Annotated in this window: 13 protein-coding genes, 1 pseudogene and 2 riboswitches; of the genes and pseudogenes, 6 read left to right on the forward strand and 8 right to left on the reverse strand. The window is 63.5% G+C overall.

The window, feature by feature from the left end:
* Nucleotides 1-7: 7 nt before the first annotated feature.
* Nucleotides 8-439: pseudogene (locus tag ACIPZF_RS22085) on the forward strand (methyl-accepting chemotaxis protein); the annotation flags it as partial.
* Here ACIPZF_RS22085 and ACIPZF_RS22090 read toward each other — a convergent pair.
* The 7 genes from ACIPZF_RS22090 to ACIPZF_RS22120 form a co-directional block, all read right to left on the reverse strand.
* The gene (locus tag ACIPZF_RS22090) at nt 414-3,686 is read right to left on the reverse strand and encodes a transporter substrate-binding domain-containing protein (protein WP_400803211.1); all 3,273 of its coding nucleotides are present in this window, start codon (nt 3,684-3,686) and stop codon (nt 414-416) included. The pseudogene ACIPZF_RS22085 and the gene ACIPZF_RS22090 sit on opposite strands and share 26 nt — an antisense overlap.
* Nucleotides 3,687-3,697: 11 nt before the next feature.
* Complete coding sequence (locus ACIPZF_RS22095; RefSeq protein WP_400803213.1) at nt 3,698-4,312, reverse strand: response regulator; 615 nt, start codon at nt 4,310-4,312, stop codon at nt 3,698-3,700.
* 220 nt (nt 4,313-4,532) lie between these two features.
* On the reverse strand, nt 4,533-4,775 hold the full coding sequence (locus tag ACIPZF_RS22100) for a DUF1272 domain-containing protein (protein ID WP_400803214.1): 243 nt from the start codon (nt 4,773-4,775) through the stop codon (nt 4,533-4,535).
* Between the two features lie 66 nt (nt 4,776-4,841).
* The gene (gene cobM / locus ACIPZF_RS22105) at nt 4,842-5,594 is read right to left on the reverse strand and encodes a precorrin-4 C(11)-methyltransferase (RefSeq protein WP_400803217.1); all 753 of its coding nucleotides are present in this window, start codon (nt 5,592-5,594) and stop codon (nt 4,842-4,844) included.
* A gap of 22 nt (nt 5,595-5,616) precedes the next feature.
* Nucleotides 5,617-6,027 (reverse strand): cobalamin biosynthesis protein, encoded by a 411-nt coding sequence (locus tag ACIPZF_RS22110; protein ID WP_400803219.1) that lies wholly within the window; start codon nt 6,025-6,027, stop codon nt 5,617-5,619.
* A complete protein-coding gene (locus ACIPZF_RS22115) occupies nt 6,027-6,737 on the reverse strand; it encodes a CbtA family protein (protein WP_400803221.1) in 711 nt (236 codons plus the stop codon). The genes ACIPZF_RS22110 and ACIPZF_RS22115 overlap by 1 nt, the downstream gene beginning before the upstream one ends.
* 9 nt (nt 6,738-6,746) lie before the next feature.
* Nucleotides 6,747-6,932: a CbtB-domain containing protein gene (locus ACIPZF_RS22120; protein ID WP_400803223.1), complete on the reverse strand. Its 186-nt coding sequence runs from the start codon at nt 6,930-6,932 to the stop codon at nt 6,747-6,749.
* Between the two features lie 105 nt (nt 6,933-7,037).
* Nucleotides 7,038-7,261: riboswitch (cobalamin riboswitch) on the reverse strand.
* Nucleotides 7,262-7,519: 258 nt separating this feature from the next.
* A riboswitch (cobalamin riboswitch) is annotated at nt 7,520-7,730 on the forward strand.
* A gap of 98 nt (nt 7,731-7,828) precedes the next feature.
* Between ACIPZF_RS22120 and cobW the strand changes: the two genes are divergently transcribed.
* From cobW to ACIPZF_RS22140, 4 genes are read left to right on the forward strand one after another with little or no spacing between them, the layout of a single operon-like run.
* Nucleotides 7,829-8,896, forward strand: coding sequence for a cobalamin biosynthesis protein CobW (cobW, locus tag ACIPZF_RS22125; protein WP_400803225.1), 1,068 nt, complete (start codon nt 7,829-7,831; stop codon nt 8,894-8,896).
* A gap of 3 nt (nt 8,897-8,899) precedes the next feature.
* Nucleotides 8,900-12,661, forward strand: coding sequence for a cobaltochelatase subunit CobN (gene cobN / locus ACIPZF_RS22130; RefSeq protein WP_400803227.1), 3,762 nt, complete (start codon nt 8,900-8,902; stop codon nt 12,659-12,661).
* A gap of 1 nt (nt 12,662) precedes the next feature.
* The gene (locus ACIPZF_RS22135) at nt 12,663-13,664 is read left to right on the forward strand and encodes an ATP-binding protein (protein WP_400803230.1); all 1,002 of its coding nucleotides are present in this window, start codon (nt 12,663-12,665) and stop codon (nt 13,662-13,664) included.
* A 35-nt stretch (nt 13,665-13,699) separates the two neighbouring features.
* Nucleotides 13,700-14,332 carry a VWA domain-containing protein gene (locus ACIPZF_RS22140; RefSeq protein WP_400803232.1) on the forward strand — a complete coding sequence of 211 codons (633 nt, stop codon included), beginning with the start codon at nt 13,700-13,702 and terminating at the stop codon, nt 14,330-14,332.
* 115 nt (nt 14,333-14,447) lie between these two features.
* Here ACIPZF_RS22140 and ACIPZF_RS22145 read toward each other — a convergent pair whose 3' ends face one another.
* On the reverse strand, nt 14,448-14,714 hold the full coding sequence (locus tag ACIPZF_RS22145; protein ID WP_400803234.1) for a hypothetical protein: 267 nt from the start codon (nt 14,712-14,714) through the stop codon (nt 14,448-14,450).
* 343 nt (nt 14,715-15,057) lie between these two features.
* On the opposite strand from ACIPZF_RS22145, the gene ACIPZF_RS22150 reads away from it, so the two are divergent.
* Nucleotides 15,058-16,383 (forward strand): sigma 54-interacting transcriptional regulator, encoded by a 1,326-nt coding sequence (locus ACIPZF_RS22150; protein ID WP_400803236.1) that lies wholly within the window; start codon nt 15,058-15,060, stop codon nt 16,381-16,383.
* The last annotated feature ends 19 nt before the right edge of the window (nt 16,384-16,402 follow it).

Below are 16,402 nucleotides of genomic sequence, written 5' to 3' on the forward strand. Positions count from 1 at the left end.
GGTGATCGAGCAGATTTCCCAGGAGCTCAACGACGCGGCGCGCAGCATCGACGCGGTAAGCAAGCAGTCGGATGTGATCGGGCAGATCGTCCTGACCATTCGCGGCATCGCCGACCAGACCAACTTGCTGGCCTTGAACGCAGCTATCGAAGCCGCCCGTGCTGGCGAACATGGTCGCGGCTTCGCGGTGGTCGCCGACGAAGTGCGCAGCCTGGCAGCCCGAACCAGCAAGGCCACGTTGGAGATCGTCGATGTCGTGCGGCAGAACCACGACCTGTCACTCACTGCGGTGGCCAGCATGCAGTCGAGCCTCACCCGCACGGGGCGAGGCGTCGCCCTGGCCAATGAGGCAGGCACGGTGATCATGGAGATCCAGCAGGGCTCACGTCACGTGGTCGATGCGATCAGCCAGATCAACTCGACGCTGCAATTGCACTGAGCGCTTCGTTCAGATCGCGCTGCAAGTGCTGCAGGCTGGTTTTCAGCTGCAGCCTTAACGCGTCGGTGGGCAAACCCTGGGCCTGGGCCTGCTCGATGGCCTCGCAATCGCGCACCACGCCGCGCATCTTGAGCATCTTGGCGCCACCCTTGATGCGGTGGGTGACGGCGCGTACTGCGTCGATGCCCGGCGCCGCGCCGAGGGCGTGCAGGGCGGCGAGGTCTTCGCTCGCGCTGTGTATCAGTTGTTCAAGCAGGCGTCGTACCAGCTGATCGTCGTCCTGGGTCAGGTGGCGCAATTCACTCAGGTTGAAATCGCTTACCGGCTTCAATGGCTTCTGCTCAGGGCTCGCGTGTGGCACGTGGGCGTTGAGTGTCCGCAGGCCAATCGGCTTGAACAGGCAGTCGTCCATGCCACTGGCGAGGCACCGGGCACGCTCCTCGGCCTGAGCGTTGGCGGTGACACCAAGCACCCTGCAAGCGGGCAGTGAGCCCGCACGCTCCAGTTGGCGGATTCTGCGGGTCAACTCATGGCCATCCATCACCGGCATGCTGCAGTCGGTGATGACCAGGTCGAACTTTGCGGCTTGCCACAGCTCCAGCGCCGTTTGGCCGTTTTCGGCCAGGGTTACCTGATGGCCCAGACTGCTCAATTGTTTTTCCAATAGCAGCAGGTTGGCCGGGTAATCGTCGACTACCAGTATATTCAGCGGCTTGCTGGTGCTTTCCTGGAGCGGCGAGGCAGCTTCGACGGGCACGGGGGCTGCACCGACGGGCAGAACCAGTTGGACCAGCACCTTGGTACCCACTTCTTCGACGCTTTGCAGGCTCAGGGTGCCGCCCATCAATTCGGTCAGGGTGCGGCTGATCACCAGGCCCAGTCCAGCGCCCTGGCGTGCCCGGGGGCCATCAGCCTGGGCGAAGGCACTGAACAGCCTCGCCTGGTCCTCAAGGCCGATGCCGATACCGGTGTCGCGCACGTTCAGTTCCACCTGAACACGATTGCCAGTCGTGGCGGGCTTGAGCAGCAGGTCGATCTGGACCTCGCCCTGGTCAGTGAACTTGATGGCGTTGCTGAGCAAGTTGGAGAGGATCTGCTTCAGACGCGTAGGGTCTGCCAGTACCCAGACAGGGCCGTCTGGCAGCTCGCTCTGCAGGCGCAAGCCTTTGGTGCGAGCGTTGCCTTCGAACACTCTCATGGTGCCGCGGACCAGCTCTACCAGGTCGGTGACCACCGGCTGCAGTGTCATGTGACCGGACTCCACGCGCGAGATATCCAGAATATCGCCGATCAGCCCCAGCAGGCCCACGGCGCAATCGTGCGCGGTCTGCAGCGCCAGGGTATCGCTGCGACCGTCCCGGCTATCTTCCAATGCCATTTCGAGCAGGCCGATCACGGCATTCATGGGGGTGCGGATCTCGTGGCTCATGGTCGCCAGGAACGTGCTCTTGGTCTGGCTGGCTTGCTCGGCATCGTCTTTGGCCTGGCGCAGTTGCTCGAGCAAGCCGCGGCTGAGCGCCAGCTGCGCTTGCAGTGCGTGCTGGGCTTCGGTGCGCTGGTGGATCAGCTTACGCAAGTAGCTGTTCCAGAACACCACGCCAGCCAGCAGTAACGCGGCCAGTACCAGTACTTGCAGCGCCAGCGTGCGGTAATTGCGCCAAGGGCTGTCACTGACCAGGGTGCTGGTACGCCAACGGTTTATCAGTTGGTCCAACTCTTCAGGTGGGATGCTCAGCAGGGCCTTGTCGAGTATGGCCTGCAGTTGTGGTTGGTCGGGGGCGACGGCGAACGCGGCAATGGCTGGGTCATCACCCAGCACGCTGGCAATGCGCAACTGGCCCTGGAAGACGTGGTTGATGTAGTACGTCGCATTGATGTGGCTGCTGAAGGCGACATCCGCATCACCGTTGGCCACAGCCTCCATCAACCCCAGCGGATTGTTCACTTCGATTATTTTGGCCAGCGGGTACTGGCGTTGCACATCGGCCCTCTGGGGCGAACCGCGCAGCAGGGCGATGCGCTGCCCGTCCATGCCTGTGGTCTGCAGTGGCCAGGTGGCCTGGCTGCGCGTGACCAGTACTCTGGGGCTGACCAGATAGGGGCGGGTGTAGCGCACGTGCCTGGCGCGCTCGGCGCCATAACCTAGCGCACCGATCATGTACGCCTCGCTGCGGGCCACCTGTTCGACCATGGTCTGCACGGCGTTGCGTTCGATCAGCTTGAACTGCAAGCCTGTACGCAGGGTGATCTGCTTGAGCAGCTCGATGGTGATACCGCTGGGGCGCTGCTGGGCATCGTTGAAGGTCAATGGCGCGAGTGCGGGGTCCATCAATACGCTGACAGTGGGATGGTTGTCTATCCAGGCCTGTTCTTCAGCGGTCAGGGCGGACAGGTGGCGTTCCAGAAGCAGGCTGGTATTGCCGCTGGTCCAGCGGCGCAGGATGCTTAGCCGCTCGCTGTCGTTGATTTTGCCCAGCGCCGCATCGATCAGGCGCCGCAGGCGTGGATTGTCCCTGGCTAGAGCAAAGGAGAAAGTGGCTGCCGGGACTTGGCAGAAATGGTCGATCTTCACCGTGCCCTGGTAGCTTTTGCCGATCAGGAAGTCGGTACTGATGGCGTCGCCCAGGTAAGCGTCCGCCTCGCCCAATTCGACCGCTGCCAAGCCAGCGAGGGTCGAGCGATAGAAGCTCAACTGTGCTTTGGGATAAAGCCTGCGGACCGTTTCGCCCGGCAGGTAGTGATCGACCATGGCAAGGCGCAGGCCCGCCAGGTCTTTGTTCTGTTTCAGAGTGCGCCCTTCGCGGGTGACGATCACTGGCAGGTCGTCGGCATAGGGCAGGCTGAGGCTCAGCTGAGCATCCGCGGCTTCGAATGCGTTGGAACTGCCCAACAAGTCGATGCTACCCGCGCGCAGGGCGGCGATTGCTTCATGGCGGCTGGTAAAGCGCCTGACTTCAACCGGTATGCCCAGCTGCTCGGCGATCAGCCCGGCGTAATCGGCGCTCAGGCCTTCATAGTCGGCCGGGCTGATGTTGATCTCGAACGGCGGATAGTCGGGGCGCGAACTGCCCAGCAGCAAGACCTTGCGCTGCTGCAGCCATTGCCGGTCCTGAGCGTCCAGCTGCAAAGGGGGGGCGGCACTGACGGCTCGCGCCAGCAACTGACGTGGTTCTGCATCGGCCAGGGTCATGGCAGGGCAGCAGGCCAGGCCGATGGCCAGGAGCAGGCCTGTCAGCGCGTGAATCATGGCAATCGCGCTCAGTTGACGTTGTTGCGCTTGGCCAGATCGACCATCTCCACCAGTGACTCGGTCTTGAGCTTGTCCATGATGCGGCCTCGGTAGGTGCTGATGGTCTTGGCGCTCAGGTTCATCTGGGAGCCGATATGCTTGTTGTTTTCACCGTTGGACAGCCGGCGAAGCACTTCCATTTCCCGGTTGGACAGGCTGCCCAGCCGAGTCGGCTCGCTGTCCAGCGTATTACTGTTGACTGCCATTTGCGGAAAGGTGGAGTACCCCTTGACCAAGGCTTTGATCGCAAAAATCAGGGCGTCGAGGTCTTCACTCTTGGTGACGAATGCGCCAATGCCGGCATCCAGGCAGCGACGTACATACAGGTCGGTGGCTTGGCCGGTCAATACCATGATCTTGGGGGCGTGTTCGAGCTGCTGCAGGCGCTTGATCACTTCCATGCCGTCCAGTCCAGGTAGGCCGATGTCCAGGACCACCACATCAGGTTGCAGCTTGCGAGCTACCTGAGCCACTTCGCTACCGTTGTCGACTTCACCAATGACTTGAAAGCGCTCGCGCTCAAGCAGCATGCGTACGGCAAATCGAACGGTAGAGTGGTCGTCGACGATCAGCACGGTTGTCATGAAGATAACTCCTGTCGGAATGTGGGCCAATTCCCTGAGCTAATCAGGAATACGTCTGCAAGATCTTTCTGCAGCGCAGCACGATACGACCATTCCGACGCCTTGGTAATGGCGAGTATAGATCTGTTGACTAATGATGTTGGCGTTGTTGAAAAATCCTACAAAAATGCCTGAAAACAGGCATCTTTGGATCGACTTCGATGTTATCTGCAATGATTGGTTACTTGCAGGCGGTGTGGGATTTCAGAACGCGCTGAGTAGAAGCGGGATTGTTGTGCAACGCCTGGCCGACGCGGGCGGGGCGTTGCAGCAGCTGGCCGGTACAATTGGGGCAGCGGCCGTGGAAGCGGGTTTCGGCACAAAGGCGGCAGAACGTGCATTCGAACGAGCAGATCAGCGCATCAGGGCTATCGCCCGGCAGATCAGCATTGCAGCATTCGCAATTAGGGCGTAGCGCCAGCATGGGCATGACTCCAGTCCGTGGTCAGGAACCTGGAGTCTGCTCCGGCCATTGGGCACTTGGCAACGGTTAGTCGGCTGGCCGATAGAGGTGTGCATGGCCGGCGCGATACAGGGCGGATGCGGCGAACGGCGCGTCTCCCAACACGTGGCCAACGAGGATCAAGGCGGTGCGACGAAAGCCCTTGGCGGCGACTTGCTCGACGATGTCGCCGAGGGTGCCGCGCACCCAGTCCTGGTCCGGCCAGGTCGCGCGGTGCACCACGGCCACAGGGCAGCCGCTGCCGTAATGGGGCAGGAGTTCGTCGACGATGCGTGCCAGGTGCTTGACCCCGAGGTGGATGGCCAAGGTGCTGCCATGCCGGGCAAGATCGCCCAGTTGTTCCCCGGCAGGCATCGGTGAGCTGTCGCCGTAACGGGTGAGGATGACGGTCTGCGCCACCTCGGGCAGGGTCAGCTCGCAGCCCAGCAAGGCGGCGCTGGCAGCGGTGGCCGTCACCCCAGGGATGATCTGGTAGTCGATACCCAGCTCGCGCAGGTGGCGGATCTGCTCGCCGATGGCTCCATACAAGCTGGGGTCGCCACTGTGCACGCGGGCCACGTCCTGGCCTTTTGCATGCGCTGTGCGCATGGCGTCGATGATCTGTTCCAGATGCAGTTCAGCACTGTTGATGAGCGTTTCGGCCTGGTGGCCTTCGAGTACAGCGGCGGGTACCAAGGAGCCGGCATAGATGATCACCGGGCATTGACGGATCAGGCGTTGCCCTTTGACCGTTATCAGCTCGGGGTCACCGGGGCCGGCGCCAATGAAGTAGACCGTCATGAAAAATCCTTGGATGTTGCGATTATTCGCCGCAGGCGAGGGCGAGGGTAGCGGCGCCGAGCGTTTGCCGTGGCACCCGCAGCTGGGTACTGCCGTGATTGAGCTGCGCCAGCGCCAGCGCCGTGCTCTCCGCAACGCCCCAGCAGCCACTGTGGGCAAAGGCTTGCGCGGAGCGATGGCTGAGCAAGGGCTCGAACGCCTGGAGCTGGTTGGCGTAGAAGATCACCAATGGCAGGTTGTGACGTTTGGCGAGTTGTAGCAGGCCAGGCTCGTCGGCTTTCAAGGCGATACTGGCGATGCCCTGCAAGGCTGACAGCGCCAGGCCATGGTTGTCCAGTGCTTGGCGCAGCAGGGTGTCGAGAATGTCCACCGGGCAGCCCCGGCGGCAACCGAAGCCGGCGTACAGCGCCAGCTGCGGTTGTTCGCTGGCCATCACGCCTGGCTGGAGCGGCGATACAGCCAGGCACTGAGCAGCCCCAGGGCCAGCCAGAAGGCGGCATTGGTCAGCCACGAAGCGATCTTGAACTGAGTTTCCAGGGCTTCGGGGGCCAGACTTGCGTGAACTTCGGGCTGTGGTGCGCCGATGACATGGGGCATCACCAGCAATACCACGCCCAGCGCCTTGAGCAGCCAGTGCCGGGCAAATACCAGCAGGGCCAGGCCGGCAGCTGTGCTGGCAGCAGTACCGATCCACCAACTCTGACGCAGGCCGAGGTCGGCGGCGGCAGTACCGGGCAGCTCGGGCGGCAGGCCCAGCGTGGGCGCCAGGCAGAACACGGCGAAGCCAGCCAGGCCCCAGAGCGCACCGGTGCCAACGCGGCCAGGCTCGCGCAGGCTGTAAAGGGCAGCGAGTATCAGTGCGAAGCCGACGGCGACGACCAGATTGCCACCGGTGGTGGAGAGGATGCGCTGCCAGCCGTCTTCTGGCGACCAGGCCTCTTCGCTGTGTTCATGCCCGGCGGCATGTTCATGGGCAACGGCTGCTTCACCGTCATGGCTGTGCTGCTCGACGGCAGGCGCCGCCGATTCGTAGGTTTCCGCCTGCAGAATCAACGGAGCCACCCAGAAACTTTGCAACAGGGTAAGCAGCAAGGCTGCAAGCAGGCCGCTGAACCCGGCGGTGCGGGCAATACGCTTGATCATGGGGCGGTCTCAGTGGCAGGGGAAGGCGGCGCTGTGGCGGGTGTCATGCGCGGCATTGTGCACGGCTTCGAGGTGCGAAAAACCGGCGAAGTAGACCAGGCACAGGCCCAGCAAGCTGGCGGCGGCGGCGATGACCACGCGCTGGCTGAGGGTGACGGGAGTGGCGATAGCGTGCTTGGTGCTGGTGATGGGCATGACGCGTTCCTCTGCTTTGCTTTTGTATGGGCAACGGGGCACAGGCGAGCGCGACAACCCCGGACCTCAAGGCCCAGGGGAATGCGACAGCGCCCGCCCACCGCGGGGTGTTCATGAACGCCAGGCCGGTCTCCGGGCTTGCGAGGAGGAGCAGGGCTCCTGATAAAGCGTCACCTTCCCATGCCGTACTGCGTGGCACAGTGGTCCAGACGTTTCACTCGCTTACCGTTGCGGGGGCAGCACCGGGTTTGTCGCGCCCTGGTGGGGGCCTGCGACGCACCGGTTTCCCGTTTCACCCCCGTGGGGGCACCTGAACGCGAGGTGTAAGGAGAGCACGGGGGAGGGTTTGCGTCAATTGGTTGGGGGCGGTGTGTTCGCTTGAGATTTGTATTGCCCTTGAGATCGAGCGCCGCCGCGCGGCGCATCGCGGATGAATCCGCTCCTACGGTCTACCCACGGCCATTTGTGGCAACGGCGGCCGTGGTGGCCTGTAGGAGCGGATTCATCCGCGATGCGCCGCGGGCGGCGCTCGATCTACAGACCAATACAAATCTCAAGCCATGAGTTGACCATCCCCACCCCCCCGCGTAGCCTTGCCGCTTCGAGGTTCTTCGGCCACGCCGAAGCTAAGACGGGAACGCGGTACAAGCCGCGGCTGCCCCCCGCAACTGTAAGCACCGAAACGGATCGACACAGCCACTGCGCCCAGACGCGGGAAGGCGTCATCCCGCCAGCCCTGTTCAAAGAGGGGCCGGAACGGTGCAAGCCAGGAGACCTGCCTCGCAACGTTTTCGACTTTCAACCGGGCGGGGTGATCCGGTGGCGAACGAGCCCGGCCATCTGGCCCGCGGCTTTCGTCCCGCATGCCCGCGCCATCCTGCCAAGGGCAACGCGACATGAAAACACTGGCCAAGCTCCCCGTCACCATCGTCACCGGCTTCCTCGGCTCGGGCAAGACCACCTTGCTCCGGCACATGCTCGACAACGCCCAGGGCCGCCGCATCGCAGTGATCGTCAACGAATTCGGCGAACTCGGCATCGACGGCGAAATCCTCAAGCAGTGCAGCATCGGCTGCACCGAGGAAGAGGCGAGCGGCCGCGTCTATGAGTTGGCCAACGGCTGCCTGTGCTGCACCGTGCAGGAAGAGTTCTTCCCGGTGATGCGCGAACTGGTGGCGCGCCGCAGCGACCTTGATCACATTCTCATCGAAACCAGCGGTCTGGCCCTGCCCAAACCGCTGGTGCAAGCTTTCCAGTGGCCGGAAATCCGCAACGCCTGCACCGTTGATGCGGTCATTACCGTCGTCGACAGCCCAGCCGTAGCCGCCGGCACCTTCGCCGCCTACCCGGACCAGGTCGATGCCCAGCGCAAGCTCGACCCCAACTTGGACCATGAATCGCCCCTGCATGAATTGTTCGCCGATCAGTTGGCCAGCGCCGACCTGGTGGTGCTGAACAAAGCCGACCTGATCGGCGCCGAGGGCCTGGCCAAAGTACGCGCTGAGGTTGCTGAAGAACTGCCGCCAGCGGTCAAGGTGATCGAAGCCAGCAGCGGGCGCTTGCCGCTGGAAGTGCTGCTGGGCGTGGGCGCCGAGTCGGAGGCGCACATCGATGGCCGCCGTACTCACCATGACTCGCACCACGACGGCGACGATCATGACGATCACGACCATGACGCCTTCGATTCCATTTCCATCGACCTGCCTGAAGCTGACGAAGCCCTGTTGCTCGATGCGCTGACCCAGTTGGTGGTGGAGTTCGGCATCCTGCGCGCCAAGGGCTTCGCGGCCATCCCCGGCAAGCCGATGCGCCTGCTGGTACAGGGTGTGGGCACCCGCTTCGACAAGCATTTCGACCGCGCCTGGCGCGCCGACGAGCCGCGCATCACCCGCCTGGTGCTGATTGGCCAGGACCTCGATGCCGCGCAACTGGAAGCGCGCCTGCGCCAAGCCCTGGGCGCCTGACCCATGCACCTGCTGCGGACCCAGCCCGGCGGCTTCGTGCCGGACGACAGCATCGCCGACCTCGGCCAGACGCCCGCCGAACTGGTGATCCTCTGCAGCGGCGATTCGCACCTGGCCCTGCTCGCCGAAACCGCCGAGCAACTGCCGGATGACTACCCCAGCCTGCGCCTGGCCAACCCCATGCAAGTGCAAAACCACGCCTCGGTCGACTTGTACGTCGACGAGGTCCTGCGCCATGCCAAGGTGATCCTGGTGTCGTTGCACGGCGGCGTCGGCTACTGGCGCTATGGGGTCGAGCAATTGGTCGAACTGGCCTCGCGCGGCGTACAGTTGATCCTGGTGCCCGGTGACGATCGTCCCGACCCCGAGCTGACCGGCCTTGGCACGGTCACGGGCGAGCCGGCCGAGCGCCTGTGGCATTACTTGCGCCAAGGTGGCAAGGCCAATGCCGTCAACCTGTTCAAGTGCCTGGCCAATCAGTGGCTGGGCCGCGATTACAGCTGGGATGCGCCGCAGCCATTGCCACGCACCTCGGTCTACCATCCGCACATCCCCGCAGCCGCCCTGGAGGACTGGTACGCCCAGTGGCACCCGGAACATCCGGTGGCGCCGCTGCTGTTCTACCGCTCGCACCTGCAGGCGGCCAACACCGCGTTCATAGACGTTTTCTGCGAACGGCTGCTGGCCGCTGGGCTCAACCCGTTGCCGATCGCCGTCGCCAGTCTCAAGGAAAGCGCCTGCCTGGAGCAGGTTGAAGGTTGGCTGGATGAAGTAGGCGCCGAGGTGCTGATCAACACGACAGGCTTTGCCCTGTCCAGCCCGGAATGTCCCAACCTGCGACCGTTCCGGCGCGACATCCCGGTGCTGCAGGCGATTTGCGCGCAGGACAACCAGCCCGGCTGGGAGGCCAGCGAGCAGGGCCTTGGTGCCCGCGACCTGGCCATGCACATTGCCCTGCCAGAACTGGATGGGCGCATCATCACGCGCCCGGTGAGCTTCAAGGACATGGCCTGGCGCAGTGAGCGCAGCCAGTCCGACGTGGTCTGCTACCGCGCCCATCCCGAGCGCATGGACTTCGTCGCCGAACTGGCACGGCGTTGGGTCGAGCTGGCGCGCCTGCCCAATGGGCAGAAACGCGTGGCGCTGGTGCTGGCCAACTACCCGACCCGTGATGGGCGCATCGGCAACGGCGTTGGGCTGGATACCCCTGCGGCGGCTCTGAATATCCTCAAAGCCCTGCAAGCCGAAGGCTACCCGCTGGCCGAACTGCCCAGCAGCGGCACGCAGCTGATTCATCAGCTGCTTGGCGGTGTCACCAACGATCTCGAACACCTCGACCAGCGCCCCTGCGCGCAGAGTCTGAGCATGGCGGATTACCAGGCCGCCTTCGACCGCCTGCCCGAAGCGAACCGCCAGGCTGTTCTGGAACGTTGGGGCCCGCCCGAGCAGGACCCGATGTACCGCAGCGGCCGTCTGATGGTCGCCGGCCTGCGTTTTGGCCTGACCTTCGTTGGTATCCAGCCGGCGCGTGGCTATCAAGTGGACCCCAGTGCCGTGTACCACGACCCGGACCTGGTGCCGCCACATGGCTACCTGGCGTTCCATTTCTGGCTGCGCCATGCCTACGCCGCCGATGCGGTCATCCATGTCGGCAAGCACGGCAACCTCGAATGGCTGCCCGGCAAGGGCGTCGGCCTGTCCGCCCAGTGCTGGCCCGATGCGCTGCTGGGCCCGCTGCCGAATATCTACCCGTTCATCGTCAACGACCCGGGCGAGGGGGCCCAGGCCAAGCGCCGCACCCAAGCGGTAATCATCGACCATCTGATGCCGCCGCTGACGCGTGCCGAAACCTACGGGCCACTGCGCCATCTGGAGCAACTGGCCGATGAATTCTACGAAGCGCAGATGCTCGACCCACGGCGCGCCCGGGAACTGCAGGGCGACATTCTTGACCTGGTGAAGGCCAACCACATCGACCGTGAACTGCAGCTGGAAGGCCAGTTGGATGATGCCGCCGTGTGGCTGCCGCGCCTGGATACCTACCTGTGCGACCTCAAGGAATCGCAGATTCGCGACGGTTTGCATGTGTTCGGCGAGTCCCCACAAGCGCGCTTGCGCATTGACACCTTGCTCGCCCTGCTGCGGGTCGAACGCGGCGATGGCCGCGGCGGCAATGCCAGCTTGCTGCGCTCGCTCGCCAAGGCCATGGCGCTGGGCTTCGACCCGTTGGACTGCGACCTCGGGCAGGCCTGGGCTGGCCCACGTCCTGCACTGCTGCAAACCATCAGCGAAGCCGCGTGGCGCACCTGCGGTGACACCCGCGAGCGCCTTGAGTTGCTGGCGCTGCAGATTATCGAGCAAGCGCTCAACGGTACCCTTCAGTTGCCCGTCGAGACCCACTGGCAGCCAGTACACGAGGTGGTGCAAGCCTTGCTGGAGCAGGTAGCGCCCAACCTGGACGCTTGCGGTGCGGCTGAAATCAACGGGCTGCTTGCAGCCCTGGCCGGGCGCTTCGTGCCGGCCGGCCCCAGCGGAGCACCTAGCCGTGGGCGCCTGGATGTACTGCCCACCGGCCGCAACTTCTATACCGTGGATGTGCGCAACTTGCCCACCACCACAGCCTGGCGCCTGGGTTTCGCCTCGGCCAACCTGATCCTCGAACGCCATCTGCAGGACCACGGCGATCACTTGCGCCAGCTCGGCCTGTCGGTGTGGGGCACCGCGACCATGCGCACGGGCGGCGACGACATTGCCCAGGCCATGGCGCTGATGGGTGTGCGGCCAGTGTGGGCCACCGGCAGCCAGCGCGTCGACGATTTCGAGATTCTGCCGTTGAGCCTGCTCGACCGCCCACGGGTGGACGTGACCCTGAGGGTATCGGGCTTCTTCCGCGATGCCTTCGGCAACCTGATTCGCCTGTTCGATGCGGCCGTGCAGGCGGTGGCGGCGCTGGACGAACCGGATGATGCCAACCCACTCGCCGCGCGGGTGCGCAGCGAGCGTGCAGCCCTGCAAGCGCAAGGTGTGGAGGCTGAACAAGCTGCACGCCAGGCCGGTTGGCGTGTATTCGGGGCCAAGCCCGGTGCCTATGGTGCCGGGGTGCAGAATGCCATTGATGGTCGCCTGTGGCACAGCCGTGATGACCTGGCCGAGGTGTACCTCAACCATGGCGGCTACGCCTATGGCGCCAGCGACGAAGGCACACCGGCGCGGGCTCAGTTCGCCCGGCGCCTGGGGCAAGTGCAGGCGGTCCTGCAGAATCAGGACAACCACGAGCACGACCTGCTCGACTCCAATGACTATTACCAGTTCCAGGGGGGCATGCTGGCCGCCTCCGAGACCTTGTCGGGCAGCGCAGTGGCCAGTTATCACGGCGATCACAGCCAGGTGGACCGGCCACGCATCCGCACCCTGAAGGAAGAGCTTAACCGCGTCATCCGCGCCCGCGCCTTGAACCCCAAGTGGATCGACGGCGCCAAGCGCCATGGCTATAAAGGTGCGTTCGAACTGGCGGCTACGGTCGACAACCTGTTCGCCTTCGACGCGACCACGCACCTGATCGACGACCATCATTACCAGTCGCTGGCCGATGCCTATGTGCTCGACCCGGCGACTCGCAATTTCATGCGCGAGCACAACCCCGAGGCCTTGCGTGACCTCACCGAGCGTCTGCTCGAGGCCCAGCAGCGCGGCCTCTGGGAAGCCCCTGGCGAATACCGCGAAGCCCTGGAAGAGCAATTGCTCGACGGCGAGGAACAGGCTTGAAATGAGTGAACCCGTGCAGTTTCCCCTGGCGGCCGTGGTCGGCGCCGAAGCGCTCAAGCTTGCCCTGTGCCTGACCGCCATCGATCCGAAGATCGGCGGGGTCCTGATAGAGGGGCCGCGTGGCATGGCCAAAAGTACCTTGGCTCGCGGCCTGGCCGACCTGCTGGGCGAGGGGCCGTTCGTGACCTTGCCGCTGGGCGCCAGCGAAGAACGTCTGGTCGGCACACTCGACCTCGATGCCGCGCTGGGGCAGGGCAAGGCGCAGTTTTCACCGGGCGTACTGGCTCAGGCCGATGGTGGCGTGCTGTATGTCGATGAAGTCAACCTGCTGCCCGACACATTGGTCGATCTGTTGCTGGACGTGGCTGCCAGCGGCACCAACCGCGTCGAGCGTGATGGCATTTCCCATCGACACAGTGCGCGCTTCGTCCTGATCGGCACCATGAACCCCGAAGAAGGCGAATTGCGCCCGCAACTGCTCGACCGTTTTGGCCTGAACGTTGTGCTCGAAGGTTTGCCCGAACCCGCTGCGCGTCAGCAGATCATTCGACGTCGTCTGGCCTTCGACACCGATCCGCAGGCCTTCTGTGAACAATGGGCCGAGGCTCAGGCGCAGTTGCGGGGGCGCTGCCAGGCAGCCCGGCAGGCCCTGGCGGCGATTGCACTGGATGATCAGGCCCTGGCCTGGATTACCGAGCGTTGCTTTGCCGCCGGGGTCGACGGTTTGCGTGCCGACCTGGTCTGGTTGCGTGCCGCGCGTGCCCACTGCGCCTGGCGCGGCGGCGAGGCCATCGAAGAGGGTGATGTCGAGGCGGTGGCGGAGTTCGCCCTGCGCCATCGCCGTCGTCACTCACCTGCCATCGAGCCGCCTTCGGCGCCACCTCCGGCAGGCGGGCAGGATCAACCGGGTCAGGGCGGGCAGGGCGATTGGGGCGCGCTGCCCGCCCAGCCAGTCGCCAGTGGGGCCCGGCGCGAGGTGCCGAACTGGGCAAAAAAGCCCTGAGCATCCGCCCTCCCGGCAACAAGGTGGCGGATGCCATGCCCATTATCGGTAAAGCGTCTGGCGGCAGCCGTGGCCGTGCGCGTGCGGCGCAAACGGGGCGGGTGGCCTGGCTTGCGACCTTGCTCAAAGGGCGCCCGCGCCTGCGCCAGGACCTTTGCTGGCAGCAGCGCCAGGTTCAGAGCGCAGAATTGTGGCTGGTCATTGTCGATGCCTCGGCTTCTACCCGTCGCCATCAGGCGCTGGCACAGAGCAAAGGCGTGTTGGCCGAGTTGTTCGACCAGGCCTACCGACAGCGTGCTCGACTGGCGTTGCTGACCGCCAGTGGCGGAGCGCCGCAGTGGCAACGTCATGGCCTGAAAGCCTCGGCTTCACTGCAGCCTTGGTTACAAGCCTTGAGTGCCGGTGGCGGGACACCGTTGATCGCTGCTCTGGAGCAAGCCAGGCGCTGGTTGCATGCTCGGCAAAAGGCTCATCCACATGAATTGCAGCGTTGCCTGGTGTTTACCGATGGCCGCTTGCAGCGCTGGAATGCCGTGCAACCCATGCCCTGCGCGACAGTGCTGATAGACATGGAATTGGCGCCAGTTCGCCTGGGCAGAGCGCGGCAATTGGCCACCGCGTTACAGGCCGATTACCAGCATCTTGAGCAATGCAAGGTAAAGGAATGAGTCACGTCGCCCATGACTGCCGCGACACTATGTCGCAATTGAAAAGTTGCCATGAAGGCAACGAAAAAGTTGCAAAAGTGCGTGCTCGGCACGCACTTGCAGGCAGTCATTGATATTACTTGGGCATCGACCAGGGTTGCAGGTCATAGCCTTTCTGGCACAGTTCGGCACGCACTTCCTCGATCAGACTGGCCCATTGTGCCGGGTCGGAATAGATATGCGAGGACACTTGCTTGCTGCCGATACGGGTGCTGGTCCGGTCGATCACTGCCAGGCTCAACTCACCGGTACCATTGGGCGCATCCCAGGCGACGCACTGGAAGGGTTCGAAGGCGTGGTCGGCGATCAGCAAGGCTTCGTTGACACGGAGCGGTGCATTCATGGTTCGGTCTCTCTATGGTCCCAAACATCGAAATTCAAGTCCGCTTTACTGCAACGTCGCTTCAAGGTATCGCGATCTGCAGCGCGGGGTTATTTGTACTGATGCTCCAAGTTAGGGGTGAAGTCACACAGCCTTTGTAAATTTTTAGCGGCGAGACGATTTTTTATTGCGTCACGCCGCCTGTGACGCTGATTGAATTCAAAAATTCCTGACCCACCGAAATGCGACAGCATTGGGCAGACAGACGGTAGTGGGCGCCATCATGTTCGTTGCTACTGTTAAACAGGCGCCGCAACTTGCTGTTTTCACGTAAAAAACCACAATTTGGCGCCAAGGAACGGTCATGCACGAAACCGCCTCCCTACGCCGCTTGCTCATCGTCGATCCCTGCGACGATTGCCACCGTCTGCTGCCGGGCCTTGAAAGTGCCGGCTGGGATGTTCACAGCTGTAGCCTGGACCTGGCCTTGGAGCATCGCTGTGATATCGGCTTGCTGCGCTTGCAGGAGTCGCACCTGCGCCATCCGGATGCGGTCAAGGACATGATCAAACGCAGCAATACCGAATGGATCGCGGTGCTCAATGGTGAGCAACTGCGGATGCAGAACGTCGGTGACTTTGTCTGTGAGTGGTTTTTCGACTTCCATACCCTGCCGTTCGACGTTTCCCGTGTGATGGTCACGCTCGGTCGGGCCTTTGGCATGGCGCGCCTGCGGGGCAAAGGGACGGTGCCGATCGATGGGCTGGAGGACGAATTGCTGGGTGACAGCCGGCCGATTCTCGAATTACGCAAGCTGCTGGGTAAGTTGGCACCCACTGAATCGCCGGTGTTGATCCGCGGTGAGAGCGGCACCGGCAAGGAGTTGGTCGCACGTACCCTGCACCGGCAGTCACAACGCTGCGAAAAGCCGTTTATCGCGATCAATTGCGGCGCGATCCCCGAACATCTCATACAGTCGGAGCTGTTCGGCCATGAAAAGGGGGCGTTTACCGGTGCGCATCAGCGTAAGGTCGGGCGGATCGAAGCGGCCCATGGCGGTACCCTGTTCCTCGATGAAATTGGCGACCTGCCGCTGGAGTTGCAAGCCAATTTATTGCGTTTTCTTCAGGAAAAACACATCGAGCGGGTCGGTGGCAGCCAACCGATCCCGGTCGATGTGCGGGTACTGGCAGCAACGCATGTGGACCTCGAGCGCGCCATCGAACAAGGGCGCTTTCGCGAGGACCTGTATTACCGGCTCAACGTACTGCAGGTGGTGACTGCGCCGCTGCGTGACCGGCATGGCGACCTGTCGATGCTGGCCAACCATTTCTCGCACTTCTACAGCCTGGAGACAGGCCGCCGGCCACGCACGTTCAGTGACCATGCATTGGCCGCGATGGGCCGCCACAACTGGCCAGGCAATGTGCGGGAGCTGGCCAACCGGGTGCGCCGCGGGTTGGTGCTGGCCGAGGGCAGACAGATCGAGGCTCAGGACCTCGGCCTGCATGTTTTGGAGCAGGAAGAACAGCCCTTGGGCACGCTCGAAGACTACAAGCACCGTGCCGAGCGCCAGGCGTTGTGTGACGTGTTGGACCGTCATAGCAACAACATGAGCATCGCCGCCAAGGTGCTTGGGGTGTCGCGGCCTACCTTCTACCGGCTGCTGCACAAGCACCAGATTCGCTGACCCCTCCGAGCAGAGGCAG

Source organism: Pseudomonas sp. NPDC089752, assembly GCF_044748725.1.
In the GTDB taxonomy this organism is placed as follows: Bacteria; Pseudomonadota; Gammaproteobacteria; order Pseudomonadales; family Pseudomonadaceae; genus Aquipseudomonas.

Bases quoted from the DNA above. Each gene is read 5' to 3' on its own strand.
- ACIPZF_RS22090 (WP_400803211.1), bottom strand. From the start codon at position 3,686: ATGATTCACGCGCTGACAGGCCTGCTCCTGGCCATCGGCCTGGCCTGC.
- ACIPZF_RS22095 (WP_400803213.1), bottom strand. From the start codon at position 4,312: ATGACAACCGTGCTGATCGTCGACGACCACTCTACCGTTCGATTTGCC.
- ACIPZF_RS22100 (WP_400803214.1), bottom strand. From the start codon at position 4,775: ATGCTGGCGCTACGCCCTAATTGCGAATGCTGCAATGCTGATCTGCCG.
- cobM (WP_400803217.1), bottom strand. From the start codon at position 5,594: ATGACGGTCTACTTCATTGGCGCCGGCCCCGGTGACCCCGAGCTGATA.
- ACIPZF_RS22110 (WP_400803219.1), bottom strand. From the start codon at position 6,027: ATGGCCAGCGAACAACCGCAGCTGGCGCTGTACGCCGGCTTCGGTTGC.
- ACIPZF_RS22115 (WP_400803221.1), bottom strand. From the start codon at position 6,737: ATGATCAAGCGTATTGCCCGCACCGCCGGGTTCAGCGGCCTGCTTGCA.
- ACIPZF_RS22120 (WP_400803223.1), bottom strand. From the start codon at position 6,932: ATGCCCATCACCAGCACCAAGCACGCTATCGCCACTCCCGTCACCCTC.
- cobW (WP_400803225.1), top strand. From the start codon at position 7,829: ATGAAAACACTGGCCAAGCTCCCCGTCACCATCGTCACCGGCTTCCTC.
- cobN (WP_400803227.1), top strand. From the start codon at position 8,900: ATGCACCTGCTGCGGACCCAGCCCGGCGGCTTCGTGCCGGACGACAGC.
- ACIPZF_RS22135 (WP_400803230.1), top strand. From the start codon at position 12,663: ATGAGTGAACCCGTGCAGTTTCCCCTGGCGGCCGTGGTCGGCGCCGAA.
- ACIPZF_RS22140 (WP_400803232.1), top strand. From the start codon at position 13,700: ATGCCCATTATCGGTAAAGCGTCTGGCGGCAGCCGTGGCCGTGCGCGT.
- ACIPZF_RS22145 (WP_400803234.1), bottom strand. From the start codon at position 14,714: ATGAATGCACCGCTCCGTGTCAACGAAGCCTTGCTGATCGCCGACCAC.
- ACIPZF_RS22150 (WP_400803236.1), top strand. From the start codon at position 15,058: ATGCACGAAACCGCCTCCCTACGCCGCTTGCTCATCGTCGATCCCTGC.